Source organism: Trabulsiella odontotermitis, assembly GCF_030053895.1.
Lineage (GTDB): Bacteria > Pseudomonadota > Gammaproteobacteria > Enterobacterales > Enterobacteriaceae > Trabulsiella > Trabulsiella odontotermitis_C.
The window spans coordinates 273,763-288,766 of the sequence record NZ_CP125781.1; the positions used below are offsets into that span (position 1 = coordinate 273,763).

At 55.6% G+C, this 15,004-nt stretch carries 12 protein-coding genes; 4 read left to right on the forward strand and 8 right to left on the reverse strand.

The genetic code is table 11. From position 1 onward, the window contains the following. Positions 1–22 precede the first annotated feature (22 nt). Positions 23–502, reverse strand: coding sequence for an Hcp family type VI secretion system effector (locus QMG90_RS01235; protein WP_283282405.1), 480 nt, complete (start codon positions 500–502; stop codon positions 23–25). A gap of 308 nt (positions 503–810) precedes the next feature. Here QMG90_RS01235 and malP point away from each other — a divergent pair, with 308 nt between their 5' ends. Both malP and malQ read left to right on the forward strand, forming a co-directional pair. Continuing rightward, complete coding sequence (malP, locus tag QMG90_RS01240; RefSeq protein WP_283282406.1) at positions 811–3,201, forward strand: maltodextrin phosphorylase; 2,391 nt, start codon at positions 811–813, stop codon at positions 3,199–3,201. Positions 3,202–3,211: 10 nt separating this feature from the next. Continuing rightward, positions 3,212–5,293 carry a 4-alpha-glucanotransferase gene (malQ, locus tag QMG90_RS01245; protein WP_283282407.1) on the forward strand — a complete coding sequence of 694 codons (2,082 nt, stop codon included), beginning with the start codon at positions 3,212–3,214 and terminating at the stop codon, positions 5,291–5,293. A 44-nt stretch (positions 5,294–5,337) separates the two neighbouring features. On the opposite strand, the gene gntT is transcribed toward malQ, so the two are convergent. From gntT to gntX, 3 genes are all read right to left on the reverse strand, one after another. Then, positions 5,338–6,654, reverse strand: a complete 1,317-nt coding sequence (gene gntT / locus QMG90_RS01250; RefSeq protein WP_283282408.1) for a gluconate transporter — start codon at positions 6,652–6,654, stop codon at positions 5,338–5,340. Positions 6,655–6,969: 315 nt separating this feature from the next. Continuing rightward, a complete protein-coding gene (nfuA, locus tag QMG90_RS01255) occupies positions 6,970–7,545 on the reverse strand; it encodes a Fe-S biogenesis protein NfuA (protein WP_283282409.1) in 576 nt (191 codons plus the stop codon). A 58-nt stretch (positions 7,546–7,603) separates the two neighbouring features. Further along, the gene (gene gntX / locus QMG90_RS01260) at positions 7,604–8,278 is read right to left on the reverse strand and encodes a DNA utilization protein GntX (protein ID WP_283282410.1); all 675 of its coding nucleotides are present in this window, start codon (positions 8,276–8,278) and stop codon (positions 7,604–7,606) included. 37 nt (positions 8,279–8,315) lie between these two features. On the opposite strand from gntX, the gene bioH reads away from it, so the two are divergent. Together bioH and QMG90_RS01270 are read left to right on the forward strand one after the other, a co-directional pair. Next, complete coding sequence (gene bioH / locus QMG90_RS01265) at positions 8,316–9,089, forward strand: pimeloyl-ACP methyl ester esterase BioH (protein WP_283282411.1); 774 nt, start codon at positions 8,316–8,318, stop codon at positions 9,087–9,089. Positions 9,090–9,213: 124 nt separating this feature from the next. Next, entirely contained in the window at positions 9,214–9,495 is a 282-nt protein-coding gene (locus QMG90_RS01270) for a YdgH/BhsA/McbA-like domain containing protein (RefSeq protein WP_283282412.1), read from the forward strand. A 35-nt stretch (positions 9,496–9,530) separates the two neighbouring features. Here QMG90_RS01270 and feoC read toward each other — a convergent pair whose 3' ends face one another. From feoC to QMG90_RS01290, 4 genes are all read right to left on the reverse strand, one after another. Continuing rightward, positions 9,531–9,767, reverse strand: coding sequence for a [Fe-S]-dependent transcriptional repressor FeoC (gene feoC, locus QMG90_RS01275; RefSeq protein ID WP_283282413.1), 237 nt, complete (start codon positions 9,765–9,767; stop codon positions 9,531–9,533). Positions 9,768–9,776: 9 nt separating this feature from the next. Further along, positions 9,777–12,095 (reverse strand): Fe(2+) transporter permease subunit FeoB, encoded by a 2,319-nt coding sequence (feoB, locus tag QMG90_RS01280; protein WP_283282414.1) that lies wholly within the window; start codon positions 12,093–12,095, stop codon positions 9,777–9,779. A 29-nt stretch (positions 12,096–12,124) separates the two neighbouring features. After that, positions 12,125–12,352 carry a ferrous iron transporter A gene (feoA, locus tag QMG90_RS01285; protein ID WP_283282415.1) on the reverse strand — a complete coding sequence of 76 codons (228 nt, stop codon included), beginning with the start codon at positions 12,350–12,352 and terminating at the stop codon, positions 12,125–12,127. 306 nt (positions 12,353–12,658) lie between these two features. Then, positions 12,659–14,992, reverse strand: a complete 2,334-nt coding sequence (locus QMG90_RS01290; protein ID WP_283282416.1) for a Tex family protein — start codon at positions 14,990–14,992, stop codon at positions 12,659–12,661. Positions 14,993–15,004 lie beyond the last annotated feature (12 nt).

Genomic DNA, 15,004 nt, shown 5'->3' on the forward strand with positions numbered 1-15,004 from the left:
CCCCCTTATATGAATTTGCTGATTAAAAGACGCGCTCATCCCATAAACTGTAGGCGCTGGTACTGGCCATGCAGTGTTCCCAGCTTATTGATTCATACACTAAAGAAATGCGTTCCTGTGCTTCGTTTCCACTTTCAATAATATTGTGGGGGACGATAGTTGAAATGTCAGATATATGAGCTTTGAATAATTTTATTTTGTAATAGGCTTCCTGTAACCCCATCGGGTTGACCCGGTAAAGTTCAATTTCGCATTCCAGCGTTTCATTGTCGTTTATCGCTTTGTTAAGTAAGGGGGATGAGCGATCGATAGGCTTGATGATTTGTACTTCATGGTGTGAGACATTTTGCTCACGCGTCGTTCGATGATTAAGTCCATAAATCATTATTTGATCGAGATGATTTGTCTGCGATTTATTACCAATCGAGTTCCTGGAACCGCAATTTGTCGAAATAACGCCCTGGGATGTGCCTTTTAGTGACATCCATGATAAATGCGCCATCTTATTTCCTTATGACTTATTCATGTGAGATATATATATTTGAAGCGGATATTCAAGTTTGCTCCCGTTTATTTCCCGTTTCAATATTTTGTTTCGTATGAAGCACGCGATAATGCCAGTGGAATGTGAATCAATGCAGTAATACGTGGTCAGAGACAACGCCAGCGGCTAACTTTATAGTGGTTACGATCACACTTTTTGCTCATCCCTGCTACTCCTCCCTGCCTAATCCCTGCCAGGATGAGGACGTTACAGAGTAGGCCAGGCACACTAACGCTAATGTATCTTACAAGGACCCGGATTCATTTATGTCTCAGCCTTCGTTCAACAAAACGCAATTTCAGGCTGCACTGACGCGTCAGTGGCAGCATTTTGGTTTACAGGCCGCCAGCGACATGACGCAACATCAGTGGTGGCAGGCCGTGAGCGGCGCACTGGCAGAAATGCTGGCGGCGCATCCCGTGGTGAAGCCGGTAAAAGGGCAGCGTCACGTGAATTATATTTCGATGGAATTCCTTATCGGTCGTCTGACGGGCAATAACCTGCTCAATCTCGGCTGGTATCAGGAAGTCAGCGACGAGCTGAGCGCCTTTGATGTCAATCTGAGTGACCTGCTTGAAGAAGAGACTGATCCGGCGCTGGGTAACGGCGGTCTGGGGCGTCTTGCGGCCTGTTTCCTGGATTCTATGGCGACGGTCGGTCAGTCGGCGACAGGCTATGGCCTGAACTATCAGTACGGTCTTTTCCGCCAGTCGTTCGACGACGGGCAGCAAAAGGAAGCGCCGGACGACTGGCATCGTGGTAGCTACCCGTGGTTCCGCCACAATGCGCAGCTTGACGTGCAGGTCGGCATCGGCGGTAAAGTGGTTAAAGGGCGCTGGGAGCCGGAATTTACCCTCGTGGGTGAAGCCTGGGATCTGCCGGTGCTGGGTTACCGCAATGGCGTCGCGCAGCCGCTGCGTCTGTGGCAGGCGACGCACGCCCATCCGTTTAACCTGACGAAATTCAACGACGGCGATTTCCTGCGTGCCGAAAAGCAGGGGATCGATGCGGAAAAACTGACCAAAGTCCTCTATCCGAACGACAACCATCAGGCCGGGAAAAAGCTGCGCCTGATGCAGCAGTATTTCCAGTGCGCCTGCTCGGTAGCGGATATCCTGCGCCGTCATCATCTGGCGGGCCGCAAACTGGCGCAATTGCCGGCGTTTGAAGTCATTCAACTGAACGACACGCACCCGACGATTGCCATCCCGGAACTGCTGCGTGTTCTGCTCGATGAACATCAGATGAGCTGGGATGACGCCTGGGCGATCACCAGCAAAACTTTTGCGTACACCAACCACACCCTGATGCCGGAAGCGCTGGAAACCTGGGATGAGAAGCTGGTGAAGGCGCTGCTGCCGCGGCACATGCAGATCATCAATGAGATTAACACCCGCTTTAAGAAACTGGTGGAGAAAACCTGGCCTGGCGACAAGGCGGTATGGGCGAAACTGGCGGTGGTGCATGACAAACAGGTGCGGATGGCGAATATGTGCGTGGTGAGCGGCTTTGCCGTCAACGGCGTGGCGGCATTGCACTCTGATCTGGTGGTGAAGGATCTGTTCCCGGAATATCACCAGTTATGGCCGAACAAGTTCCACAACGTCACCAACGGCATTACCCCGCGCCGCTGGATCAAGCAGTGCAACCCGGCGCTGGCAGCGCTGCTGGATAAGACGCTGAAAAAAGAGTGGGCGAACGATCTCGACAAGCTGATTACGCTGGAAAAACACGCCGATAACGCGAGTTTCCGCAAGCAGTACCGCGAGATTAAGCAGGCCAACAAAGTGCGCCTCGCTGAATTTGTGAAAGCGCGTACCGGCATTGAGATCAATCCGCAGGCGATCTTTGATATTCAAATCAAACGACTGCATGAATACAAACGCCAGCACCTGAACCTGCTGCATATTCTGGCGCTGTACAAAGAGATCCGCGAGAACCCGAAAGCTGACCGCGTGCCGCGCGTGTTCCTGTTTGGCGCAAAAGCCGCGCCAGGCTACTACCTGGCGAAGAACATTATCTTTGCGATCAACAAGGTCGCGGAAGCGATCAATCACGATCCGCTGGTGGGCGATAAGCTGAAAGTGGTATTCCTGCCGGATTACTGTGTCTCGGCGGCGGAAATGCTGATCCCGGCGGCGGATGTGTCCGAGCAGATCTCCACGGCAGGCAAAGAGGCCTCCGGTACCGGCAACATGAAGCTGGCGCTGAACGGCGCGCTGACCGTCGGCACGCTGGATGGCGCGAATGTCGAAATCGCTGAGGTGGTGGGTGAGGAGAATATCTTTATCTTCGGTCACACGGTGGAAGAGGTAAAAGCGCTGAAGGCCAAAGGGTACGATCCGCTGAAATGGCGTAAGAAAGACAAGCTGCTTGATGCCGTACTCAAAGAACTGGAAAGCGGCAAGTACAGCGGCGGCGACAAGCACGCGTTTGATCAGATGCTGCACAGCCTCGGTAAACAGGGCCATGACCCGTACCTTGTGCTGGCGGACTTTGAGGCGTATGTGAAAGCGCAGCGCCAGGTCGATGAGCTTTATCGTGACCAGGAAGCCTGGACCCGAGCGGCGATCCTGAACACCGCGCGCTGCGGCATGTTCAGTTCTGACCGTTCGATCCGCGATTATCAGCAACGTATCTGGCAGGCAAAACGCTAAGGACAGGCCTATGGAGAGTAAACGCCTTGATAAAGCCGCGCTGGCGGCGGGTATCAGCCCCAGCTATATCAATGCGCATGGTAAACCGCAATCTATTGGCGCTGACACCAAGCAGCGCCTGCTGGATGCGATGCATCACACCACCGCCACAGTTGTGGCGGTCACCCCTGTGCCTAATGTTAAAGTCTTTACTTTTGGCAAAAAAGCAGAGTTGATTGTCGAAGGAAAAGGGGAATTCGACTGGCTGCTGACCACCGAATCCGGAAAACAGCATCAGGGGCTGGCGGTGGCCGGGAAAACCTTGACGCTGCCCGGTCGTCTGCCGGAAGGCTACCACACGCTGACGCTGTTGCAGGATAACAATCGCTGGCACTGCCGCATCATCATTGCCCCTGCGCGCTGCTACGAACCGCAGCCACTGAAGGAGGGGAAAAAACTGTGGGGATCGTGCGTACAGCTATACTCCCTGCGCTCAGAGCAAAACTGGGGCATTGGTGATTTTGGCGATCTGAAAGCGATGCTGCCGGAAATTGCCCGCCGGGGCGGGTCGTTCATCGGCCTCAATCCGATTCATGCGCTCTATCCGGCAAACCCGGAAAGCGCCAGCCCCTATAGCCCCTCTTCCCGCCGCTGGTTGAACGTGATTTACATCGACGTTAACGCGGTAGAGGATTTTCACCTCAGCAAAGCCGCACAGGCCTGGTGGAAACGGCCGGCGACGCAAAAGGCGCGTAAAGCGGCCTGTGAGTCGGAATGGGTGGACTACACCGCCGTGACGGCGCTGAAAATGACGGCGCTGCGCATGGCGTGGGAACACTTCTCCACGCGTGACGACGAACAGATGGCGGATTTTCGCCTGTTTGTGGAGCGCGAAGGGGAAAGCCTGTACTGGCAGGCGACGTACGACGCCCTGCATGAACAACAGGCGAAAGCGGATCCGTTGCGCTGGGGCTGGCCTGCATGGCCGGAAACACTGCGGGATATCGACAGCCCGCAGGTGAAAATATTCTGCCAGCAGCATGCTAATGACATCGATTTTTATCTCTGGCTGCAGTGGCTGGCTTACACGCAGTTCGCCGCCTGCTGGGCCGAATGCCAGCGTCACGACATGCCCATCGGGCTGTATCGCGATCTGGCCGTTGGTGTGGCGGAAGGCGGCGCAGAAACCTGGTGCGACCGCGAACTCTACTGTCTGAAGGCATCAGTGGGCGCACCACCGGATATTCTCGGCCCGTTGGGGCAAAACTGGGGTCTGCCGCCGATGGATCCGCATGTCATTGTTGCGCGGGCTTATGAGCCATTTGTCGAGCTGCTGCGGGCGAACATGCAAAACTGCGGTGCGCTGCGTATTGATCACGTGATGTCGGTGCTGCGTCTGTGGTGGATCCCTTACGGCGAGACGGCGGATTACGGTGCTTATGTGCATTATCCGGTCGACGATCTGCTGTCGATTCTGGCGCTGGAGAGCAAACGTCACCAGTGCATGGTGATCGGCGAAGATCTCGGTACGGTGCCGGTGGAGATTGTCGGTAAGCTGCGCAAAAGCGGCGTCTATTCCTACAAAGTGCTCTATTTCGAAAATGACTATCAGAAGGGCTTTCGCGCACCGAAGGCCTATCCGGAACAGTCGATGGCAGTGGCGACAACGCATGATCTGCCGACGCTGCGTGGCTACTGGGAAAGCGGTGATCTGACGCTCGGCAACACGCTGGGTCTCTATCCTGACGAAGTGATCCTGAACGGCCTGTATCTGGATCGCGGGAAGGCGAAGCAAGCCATGCTGGATGCGTTGCATAAGTACGGGTGTTTACCGAAACGTGCCGGGCATAAGGCGTCAATGATGGCGATGACGCCGACGCTCAACCGTGCCATGCAGCGTTATATCGCTGACAGCAACAGCGCGCTACTTGGATTACAGCCAGAAGACTGGCTGGACATGGCGGAGCCGGTCAACATTCCCGGCACCAGCTATCAGTACCGCAACTGGCGGCGCAAATTGTCCACGACGCTGGAAGCGATGTTTGCCGATGGAAAGGTGAACAGGCTGATTAAGGATCTGGATAAACGCCGAAAGGCGGCCAGTAAGAAATGACGAACAGGCCGGGCAGGCGCAAGCGCCGCCCGGCTTTTTTACGCTTACACTACCGTTCCCAGCAGCAGACACCCTACCAGGCCGCAGATGGAAATAATCGTTTCCAGTACCGACCAGGACCTGATCGTCTCACCGATAGTCAGGTTGAAATACTCTTTGAACAGCCAGAAGCCTGGATCGTTCACGTGAGAGAAAATCACGCTACCGGAACCGACCGCGATAACCATCAGTTCCGGGCTGACGCCAGTAGAGGCAATCAGCGGCGCGGCAATCCCACCGGCGGTGATCGCCGCAACGGTTGCCGAACCCAGCGCGATACGCAGGACCGCGGCAATGGACCACGCCATCAGGATCGGAGACACGTTGGATTCGTTCATGATAGAAGCGATGTATTTGTCCACGCCGCTATCGACCAGCACCTGTTTGAAAGCGCCGCCGCCGCCGATGATCAACAGCATCATGGCGATGATTTTGATGGACGCGCCCAACGTGTCGTTGATGTCTTCCATCGAACGACCACGATTCAGACCGAAGGTAAAGACCGCGATCAGCACCGCAATCATGGTCGCCATCACCGGGTCGCCGAAGAACTCAGCGTAAGGCAGAATCGCATGGCCTTTCGGCAGAAGCATTTCCGCGACCGCACGCAGCGCCATCAGTACCACCGGCACCAGCGAGGTCCAGACGCTCACGCCGAAACTCGGCATTTCGTCTTCGCGGAAGGTTTTCGGATTGTGGAAACCTTCCGGGATTGGCTTATCGATACCTTTCAGGAAACGGGCATACACCGGACCTGCCAGAATCACAGTCGGGATCGCCAGCAGCGTACCGTACAGCAGGGTTTTCCCCATATCCGCATGGAAAATCGTTGCGATAGCGGTTGGACCCGGGTGCGGCGGCAGGAAGCCGTGCGTGACGGAGAGCGCAGCAGCCATCGGTACACCAACATACAGCAGAGGAATGCGGGCAGAGGCGGCGATGGTGAACACCAGCGGCAGCATCAGCACGAAGCCGACTTCATAGAACAACGCGAAACCGACGGTAAAACCGGTTAATACCACGGCCCATTGAATGTGTTTTCTACCGAATTTATCAATCAGCGTGGTGGCGATACGCTGAGCGCCGCCACAGTCCGCCAGCAGCTTACCGAGCATAGCGCCGAAGCCCATGATCAGTGCAAGACTACCGAGCGTTCCGCCGACACCGGCCTTGATGGAGCCGATCACTTTATCCAGCGGCATGCCCTGCATTAAACCGACGGCGAGAGCCACCAGCACCAGCGCGATGAATCCGTTCAGCTTGAAGCGGATCATCAGCAGTAATAACAAGACAACACCGATAGCAACGATGACTAATGGCATGATTTACCTGACCTTTAATTTGTTATGGGTAACGTCGTTGTTTCAATGACAATGTCCAATTGTCCCACCGAGAAACAGAGTTGTTCCGGCGCTGCTTCAGATTTCGTTCCATCCGAAAAGGATAGTTGGCTATTTTTCTTTCAGTAGCGCGTGGGGCGAATGATACGGGTAACATCCACCTGTTGAGAATGACCCTGGCGATCAAAATGTGAATTATGCGAAGCAGGTCATATTATGACAGGGAAGAAAACGGGGGCAGGCAGGTGGGAAGTTGCCCGGTAACATCGCGCCACCGGGCAAAAAGCGAGAGAAAACTTAGTAGTAAGAGTGCTCGCCGCGCTGGTGTTCGGTCAGATCACGAACGCCTTTCAGTTCCGGGAATTCATTCAGCAGTTGCTTTTCGATCCCTTCTTTCAGCGTGACGTCGACCATTGAACAGCCGTTACAACCGCCGCCAAACTGCAGGATTGCATAGCCTTCGTCGGTGATTTCCATCAGCGTCACCCGACCACCGTGCCCGGCCAGTTGCGGGTTGATTTGCGATTGCAGCAAATATTCCACGCGCTCCATCAGCGGGGCGTCATCAGAGACTTTACGCATTTTGGCGTTCGGCGCCTTCAGCGTCAGCTGAGAACCTAGCTGATCGGTAACGAAATCGATCTCCGCATCTTCAAGATAAGGAGCACTCAGCTCATCGACATACGCGGTCAGCTGTTCGAATTTAATGGCAGTGTCAGTTGCTTCCACCGCATCCGGCGGGCAGTAAGATACGCCGCATTCAGCGTTAGGAGTGCCGGGATTAATCACAAATACGCGGATTTGTGTCCCTTCTTCCTGATTTGCCAGTAATTTAGCAAAGTGCGCCTGGGCAGCATCGGAAATACGGATCATAGCGTTGGCCTAATAGTTGACTAATTTACCAGGGTATAATACCCCCCTTAGCAGGGGTCTACAAGGTGCGACACAGGCACCATACCTCAACACTCGCTGCGCCGTTTCGCAAAAGCAGGCGGGAAATCTCAGCAACAGTGCTGCCGGTCGTGACGACATCGTCTACCAGAGCGATATGGAGTCCGTTGACGGCGAATTCAAGCTGGAAGGCATTTTTCAGATTTTGTTTCCGTAATCGCGCTGAAAGGTGATGCTGCACTGGTGTGGCACGCCGACGGCGCAGGGCATTCGCCTGCCAGCGGCACTGCAACCACTGCGCCAGCGGCTGGCAGAGCAGATCGCTCTGATTAAATCCGCGCCGCCACTGGCGCCGCTGCCAGAGCGGGACACTCATCAACAGGTCCGGCGCTTTTACCAGGCCCTGCTGCCGGACGCGCAGCAGAAGGAGACGCGCCAGCGCCACGCCGAGCTCCGCTCTGCCGCTGAATTTCAGTCGGTGAATAAGACGGCTCAACGGCGGCGCGTAATCATTCACCGCAATCAACCGTTGCCACGGTGGTGTTTTTTGCAGACAGCGCCCGCAGGGCAGCGCCGCGTTCGCCGCGGGCAGCCCGCACTGGGGGCATAATGGCAGCGAGCAGAACAGCGTCCGGGCGCAGCGCGAGCAGATCCCCCAGTGCGCCAGCGCGAGCGGCATTTGACATAGCCAGCATAAGCTATGGGCTGTTAGCATAGTCCACCTCGTGGTTGTGAAGTGGGAACAGTAACTGATGAACGACATCTGGTGGCAAACCAAAGGCGAAGGAAATTGTCATCTTGTGCTGCTGCACGGATGGGGACTGAATGCCCAGGTCTGGGATTGCATTACGCCGGAACTAAGCACGCATTTCACGCTTCATCTTGTGGATTTGCCCGGCTTCGGGCGCAGCCGGAATGCAGGTGTGATGTCCCTCGATGATATGGCGCAACAGGTGCTTACTATGGCACCGGAAAAGGCGCTGTGGCTCGGCTGGAGTCTGGGCGGGCTGGTGGCAAGCCAGGTAGCGTTAACACACCCGGAGCGCGTGCTGGCGCTGGTTACGGTAGCCTCATCACCCTGTTTTGGTGCACAAGGCGACTGGCCGGGGATCAAACCAGACGTGCTGAGCGGGTTTCAGCAGCAATTGCGGGATGACTTCCAGCGTACTGTTGAGCGTTTCCTCGCCCTGCAGACGATGGGCACCGAAAGCGCCCGCCAGGATGCACGCAAACTGAAAAGCGCGGTGCTTTCGCTGCCGATGCCATCAGAAGCGGTGCTGGACGGCGGTCTGGAGATCCTGAAAACCGTCGATTTACGTGAGCCGCTCGCCGCGCTGTCGCTGCCGTTTCTGCGTCTTTATGGCCGGCTGGACGGGCTGGTACCGCGCAAAATTGTGCCGCTGCTGGATGCGGCGTGGCCGGACAGTCAGTCGTATATTTTTACGAAGGCCGCCCATGCGCCATTTATTTCACACCCGGACGAATTCTGTCATGTGTTACTGAATTTAAAACAAAATATTGCCTGAATGGAAATGTGACCTGGAAAATCTGTCACATTGCATTAATACTTTCCATGACGCTGAGGTGACCCGTTGGGTGATAGCAGGACAGCGGCACAAAAATAACAAACTTTATGGAGAGTAAAAATCTATGAAACTGATTTCAGGTATTGTTGCATCTCTGGTTATTGGCTCACTGTCTTTTGGTGCCTTTGCGGCCCAGGAGATTGAAAAAGATAAAGCGAAAGACACTATCGCCTCGCAGAATCTGACCAAGGTCGGCACGATCTCCACGTCAGATACCACGGCACCGATGGATGCACGCAAAGAGCTGTCTCAGAAAGCGGATGAGCTGGGTGGCAAATATTACGTGATTACTTCTGCGGATAAAGGCGAGAAAAATGTTCGCGCCACGGCGGATGTGTATAAGTAATTAAAAAAATGCGGGTCCTGAGACCCGCACGTTTGCTAGCGCAGCGCCCACCATTCCCGCAGGCAGGCTTTCCCTTCCGGGCAGCTTTTACAACTCCCCGTTAAACACCCGTCAGGCTCTTCCTGAATGCGCTGAGCTTTGCCCATCGCTTCCAGTCGGCCCAGCATCGCATCGATCATCGCCCGTGGCGTGTGCAGGCGGTCGCTGAGCTGTGAGGCTTCCATCCGCCCCTGTAATGCCAGCATGTTACGAACCTCGATTAACGATGCCATACAATCTCCTTAATGGCAGTCGCCCGCCGGGCTTTCACAGCAGGACGCTACCGTCTTACGGGTCGCCAGCAGGTTGACATCCACCCGGCTGCGTGCGCGGCGCAGGCCGCCAAGCACCAGAATATTAAACAGGATCACTGCCAGAATGCAGACCAGGCTGTATTGCGGATGCTGGCTGAAACTGCTGACCTGATAAAACAGCGTCGACAGCGAGTACGCAATGTTCAACCCCCACATGATGGAGAAGCCCATCCAGCCGCGGCTCGATTCACGTGCGATAGCACCCATCACCGAAATACATGGGATGTAGAGCAGAACGAAAATCAGGTAGCTGTAAGCCGCCGCCGCGCTGCCAAACTTGTTGCTCATCACGCCCATCGCGCCGGTCGCCATTTCGCCGTCGCCTTTGCTGGCTTCGATCGGGTTGGCCAGCACGCTCAGGCTGAAGGTGTCTTTCAGGCTCTGCCAGGTTTCGCCTACTGCGCCGCCCAGCTCGTCGATCAGGTTAAACTCAGCAGGGTTAAACGCTTCTTCCTGAATGTTTTCGGCGGTGTAGAGCGTGTTCAGCGTCCCCACGACCACTTCTTTCGCCATGGCACCTGTGAACAGACCCACGGTGGCTTGCCAGTTGTCTTCATGAACGCCAATCGGTTTGAACAGCGGCGTGATCACCCGGCTGACGGACGCGAGGGCGGAGTCGTTGATGTTGTCCGCCGCTTTACCGCTCAGCGTAAAGCTGTTGAGCGCGCTGAGGAAAATACTGACCACAATAATGACTTTACCGGCGCGCACCACGAAGCCTTTCAGGCGTTGCCAGGTCTGAATGACCAGGCTCTTCAGATGTGGCACGTGGTACACCGGCAGTTCCATCACAAACGGCGACGCTTCGCCGCGCATAATGGTGTGTTTCAGCATCAGGCCGGTGAGGATCGCCATGACAATCCCCAGCACGTACAGCGAGAACACCACCAGTGCGCCCTGCTGCCCAAAGAAAGCCGCCGCGAAGACAGCGAAAATCGCCAGTCGCGCACCGCAGGACATAAACGGCGCCATCATGATGGTCATCAGACGCTCACGCGGCGCATCGAGCGTGCGTGCGCCCATTACCGACGGCACGTTGCACCCGAAGCCGACGATCAGCGGCACGAACGATTTGCCGGGCAGCCCTAACGACTGCATCAGGCGGTCCATCACGAATGCTGCGCGCGCCATGTAACCGGAGTCTTCAAGGAAAGAGAGGAACAGATACATCATGCCGATTTGCGGCACCAGCGGCAGGACGGTATTGATACCGCCGCCCAGACCCTGCGCCAGGAAAATGGTCAGCCAATCCGGGAAATGCAGGGTGGCGCCGACCCACTGAATACCGTGAATAAATATCGCCACCGAGCCCACGTCAAAGAGCGGTTGCAACGCGCCGCCGATGTTGATGGCGAGCAGGAACATCAGGTACATGACGAACAGGAAAACCGGCAAACCAAGGAAACGATTGAGGACAATGTTATCGACGGCGGCGGTGAAACGGCTCGGCTCGGCAGTCAGCGTGTTGCTCACGCTGTCGCATACTGCGGCGATGGTCTGGTAACGCGCATCGGCGATGTGCAGTGCCGGATCATCCATTGAATCCTGCAGATGGGCGAGGGCGACAGGCAGTTTTTCTGCCGCATCACCGGCATACACCCGGCTGTAGATATCGCCTTCCAGCATTTGTAGCGCCAGCCAGTGGCGCTGTTTTTCCGGCATATCCACCGCCATTTCCAGCGCCAGCTTGTTCGCTTCGCGTATCAGCGGCTCGGCATAATGCACCAGTTCCAGATCGGCATTACCCTGATGGCGGTCGATGGCCATTTTCAGCGCATCAATACCGCGACCGCGGGTGGAGACCAGCGGGACGACCGGACAGCCGAGACGGGCAGAGAGCGCATCGACATCAATGCGGACCTTTTGCTTTTCCGCGATATCGAGCATGTTCAGCGCCACGACGCAGGGAATGCCGAGTTCCAGCAGTTGCAGCGTCAGGTAGAGGTTGCGTTCGAGATTAGAGGCGTCGACCACGTTGATCAGCAGGTCGGCATCGCCGCTGAGAATGTAGTGGCAGGCGATCTGCTCGTCGAGTGAGGTCTGTGAAGAGATAGTCGTCAGCGAATAAGTGCCCGGCAGGTCAACCAGCGTGACCTGGTGGTCGGTGGTGGAGAAGGAGCCTTCTTTACGTTCGACGGTGACGCCGGCCCAGTTGCCCACGCGCTGGCGCGCACCGGTCAACTGATTAAACAGGGTGGTTTTACCCGAATTTGGGTTACCAATTAAGCCAATCGTGAGTTTTTTCATTCGCGAACTCGTTGTTTTTACAAACCGAATTAACGGGAAACCGCTTCCACTTCGAGGAAAGCTAAATCTTTTTTACGTAAAACTAAATTAACGCGGCGCGTTTCGATATGAATGGGGTCGCCTAAAGGGGCGACGCGAACCACATTAAACGAAGAACCGGGCAGCATACCGAGTGAGAGTAATTTCTGACGATAAGCCGGGCTGATATCACGAGCGAAACCGGTAATTTTCCACGCACTGTCTGGGATGTATCGCATAGGGCCTACTTATATTCGCAAACCAATAACCATGGCGGTCATTTTGTCATCAACACAATAATAATGAGAATGATTTTTATCTTCAATCTATAAAATGTAACGGAATGAACTAAAGGGGAATAATTAACGCGAAGTTTGACATCGCTCAATCTTTGCCATGGTTAAGAATTGTTTAAATATTATTGCGGATGTTAACGAAGTGAAAAAAATAATTTGAGAGTGGGCAACTAAGAATATATTACAGCTTTAAACCGCTTTTAAAATAATTAGCCCCCTTATTACTAAGAGGGCGTATTTCTTTTTCCGTTATTTCTTTTTACCCATCGCCGCAGCCAGTGCATCCATCATGGCGCTGTTACCGGCAGGCTGAGTATCACGACCGCGCGGTTTTGTGGGGCGCGCCGCCGGGCGGTTACCCTGATCGCGCGGGTTGTTGCCGCCGCCGCGACGTGCGTTGCTGTCGCCCGGCTGCTCATCAAGACGCATGGTCAATGCGATACGCTTACGCGGCAGATCGACTTCCAGCACCTTCACCTTCACGATATCGCCCGCTTTGACGACGGTATGCGGATCTTCCACAAACTTGTCGGAGAGCGAGGAGATATGCACCAGACCATCCTGGTGAACGCCGATATCAACAAACGCGCCAAAGTTGGTGACGTTGGTGACCGCGCCTTCCAGCACCATGCCCGGCAGCAGATCATTCATAGTTTCCACGCCGTCGGCAAACTTCGCGGTTTTGAACTCCGGACGCGGGTCGCGACCCGGTTTTTCCAGCTCTTTGATGATGTCGGTGACGGTAGGCAGACCAAAACGGTCATCGGTGAAATCCACTGCCTTGATGTTACGCAGCGCATTGCTGTTGCCCATCAGATCTTTCAGCGCCTGTTGGGTGGCCGCCAGAATGCGTTCCACCACCGGATAGGCTTCCGGGTGAACGGTTGAGGCATCCAGCGGGTTATCGCCGTGGTTGATGCGCAGGAAGCCCGCGCACTGCTCAAATGCTTTCGGCCCCAGACGGCTGACTTTCAGCAATTGCTCACGATTCTGGAACTGGCCGTTTTCATCACGCCAGGCGACGATATTCTGCGCCATCATGCGGGTTAAGCCCGCCACACGGGTGAGCAGCGGCACGGAGGCGGTATTGAGATCAACCCCCACGGCGTTCACGCAGTCTTCGACTACCGCATCCAGCTTGCGTGCCAGTTGCGACTGGCTGACGTCATGCTGATACTGGCCGACGCCAATGGATTTCGGATCGATTTTCACCAGCTCGGCCAGCGGATCCTGCAAACGGCGGGCGATAGAAACCGCGCCACGCAGCGACACGTCGAGATCCGGGAACTCCAGCGCCGCCAGTTCGGACGCCGAATAGACGGACGCGCCTGCTTCGCTGACGATCACTTTTTGCCCTTTCACTTTCGGGAACTGTTGTTGAACGTCGAGGTAAAAACGTTCTGTTTCGCGGGAGGCGGTACCATTGCCGATCGCCACCAGCTCAACGTTGTATTTTTCGCACAGCGCCGCAATCACCACTGCCGCTTTCGCTGCCTGACCGGTGTGCGGATAGATGGTATCGGTGGCCACCAGCTTGCCAGTACCATCAACCACAGCGACTTTTACGCCGGTGCGCAAGCCTGGATCAAGGCCCATAGTGGCGCGCAGCCCGGCTGGCGCGGCCATCAGCAGATCATGCAGGTTACGGGCGAAGACGTTGATCGCTTCGTCTTCCGCATGTTCGCGAACCGTTCCCATCAGTTCGGTTTCCAGATGCATCAGCACTTTGATGCGCCACGTCCAGCTCACCACGCCGCGACGCCAGCTGTCTGCCGGAGCGTTGTTGAGACGCAGATCCAGATGGTTAATGATGATTTGTTCGCAGTAGCTCTCTTTCGGTGGCTCGTCGAACTGGGGGTCCGCGTTGAGAGAGAGTTGCAGAATGCCTTCGTTGCGCCCGCGGAACATCGCCAGCGCACGGTGTGACGGCACGGTGGAGATCGGCTCGTGATGATCAAAATAGTCGCGGAATTTCGCGCCTTCTTCTTCTTTCCCGCTCACCACCGTTGACACCAGATGCGCGTTTTTCCACAGGTAGTCACGCACTTTCGCCAGCAGCGCGGCGTCTTCGGCAAAACGTTCCATCAGGATGTAACGCGCGCCATCCAGCGCCGCTTTGGTGTCGGCCACGCCGTTGTCGGCGTTGAGGTATTTTGCCGCTTCGGTTTCAGGATCGTGCGATGGCTCGTTCCACAGCAAGTCGGCCAGTGGCTCAAGGCCGGCTTCAATGGCAATCTGCCCGCGTGTGCGGCGTTTCGGTTTGTACGGCAGGTAGAGATCTTCAAGCTCAGTTTTGCTGAGCGTACCGTTGATGGCGCCCGCCAGTTCCGGCGTCAGTTTCCCCTGCTCATCAATCGATTTAAGAATGGCCTGGCGGCGGTCTTCCAGTTCTCGCAGGTAGCCAAGACGGGTCTCCAGCTGGCGCAACTGCGTGTCATCCAGACCGCCGGTGACTTCCTTACGATAACGTGCAATAAACGGCACGGTGTTCCCTTCATCAAGCAGGCGAACGGCAGATTCTACCTGTTCGGCTCTGGCCTGAAGTTCACCCGCAATAATGCGGCAGAGCGAATCATTCATCATGGCTTTGTCATC

Coding starts and splice junctions, on each gene's coding strand:
- QMG90_RS01290 (WP_283282416.1), bottom strand. CDS start 14,992: ATGATGAATGATTCGCTCTGCCGCATTATTGCGGGTGAACTTCAGGCC.
- QMG90_RS01235 (WP_283282405.1), bottom strand. CDS start 502: ATGGCGCATTTATCATGGATGTCACTAAAAGGCACATCCCAGGGCGTT.
- malP (WP_283282406.1), top strand. CDS start 811: ATGTCTCAGCCTTCGTTCAACAAAACGCAATTTCAGGCTGCACTGACG.
- bioH (WP_283282411.1), top strand. CDS start 8,316: ATGAACGACATCTGGTGGCAAACCAAAGGCGAAGGAAATTGTCATCTT.
- malQ (WP_283282407.1), top strand. CDS start 3,212: ATGGAGAGTAAACGCCTTGATAAAGCCGCGCTGGCGGCGGGTATCAGC.
- QMG90_RS01270 (WP_283282412.1), top strand. CDS start 9,214: ATGAAACTGATTTCAGGTATTGTTGCATCTCTGGTTATTGGCTCACTG.
- nfuA (WP_283282409.1), bottom strand. CDS start 7,545: ATGATCCGTATTTCCGATGCTGCCCAGGCGCACTTTGCTAAATTACTG.
- gntT (WP_283282408.1), bottom strand. CDS start 6,654: ATGCCATTAGTCATCGTTGCTATCGGTGTTGTCTTGTTATTACTGCTG.
- feoA (WP_283282415.1), bottom strand. CDS start 12,352: ATGCGATACATCCCAGACAGTGCGTGGAAAATTACCGGTTTCGCTCGT.
- feoB (WP_283282414.1), bottom strand. CDS start 12,095: ATGAAAAAACTCACGATTGGCTTAATTGGTAACCCAAATTCGGGTAAA.
- gntX (WP_283282410.1), bottom strand. CDS start 8,278: ATGCTAACAGCCCATAGCTTATGCTGGCTATGTCAAATGCCGCTCGCG.
- feoC (WP_283282413.1), bottom strand. CDS start 9,767: ATGGCATCGTTAATCGAGGTTCGTAACATGCTGGCATTACAGGGGCGG.